At 29.6% G+C, this 203-nt stretch carries 1 protein-coding gene; it reads right to left on the bottom strand.

Features of this window, described 5'->3' with window-relative positions; genetic code table 11:
- Positions 1-203, bottom strand: a 203-nt coding sequence (locus SB717_RS40230) for a YolD-like family protein (protein ID WP_410908996.1), incomplete at both ends; no start/stop codon positions are given.

The following is a 203-nucleotide window of genomic DNA, read 5'->3' as shown; positions in this document are numbered from 1 at the left end:
CTTAACTTCATTTTGTTTTTTAATTCAAATACTTCATCGATAAAAACAAACAAATTCCCCAGGGAATCAACAAATTGGATGAATCCCTTTTCTGTAATACATTGTCCCTTTTTGTAGTATGTAAGATAAACTTGTTTATTTGTATGTAGGGCTTCAATCAATGTGAAATTGATTTGTTCCATTTTCTCTTCTGTTAAAACAGG

This window comes from Priestia sp. SIMBA_032, from assembly GCF_046535215.1.
Lineage (GTDB): Bacteria > Bacillota > Bacilli > Bacillales > Bacillaceae_H > Priestia > Priestia aryabhattai.
Note: the sequence above shows the minus strand (reverse complement) of the source record. Positions and strands in the feature narration are given on the sequence as shown.